This is a genomic window from Thermorhabdus hydrogeniformans (assembly GCF_049310025.1).
GTDB lineage: Bacteria > Bacillota > Thermosediminibacteria > Thermosediminibacterales > Tepidanaerobacteraceae > JBJYKD01.
In genome coordinates this window covers 1-272 of sequence record NZ_JBJYKD010000140.1, presented here as the reverse complement: position 1 = coordinate 272, position 272 = coordinate 1, and the positions used below count along the sequence as shown (strand labels likewise).

Sequence of the window (272 nt, the reverse complement as noted above, 5' to 3'; positions counted from 1 at the left end):
AAGGCCATAATGAGGTATTCACTGCTACGCTGTGCTGATGAATACGATTGTATTTATCTGCAGCAATGAGCGTGGCAATCTCATGATTCGAAAGGGTATAAGCATTGACAACATCGGCTGGATATTGAGTACGGTCATAAAACTCAGCTTCCGTTTCCCCTTGGTGCAGTGCAAAAATACGTTCAATTGCAGGTAAATAGACGCCATAGCCTAACCATGCGTCAACGCCCTGAGAGGCCTGAATTTCTGCGGTTCCGCGCATATTTGAGATG

At 45.6% G+C, this 272-nt stretch carries 1 pseudogene; it reads right to left on the bottom strand.

The features are described 5' to 3' along the window. A pseudogene (locus tag ACKX14_RS15835) lies at positions 1-272 on the bottom strand (hypothetical protein); the annotation flags it as partial.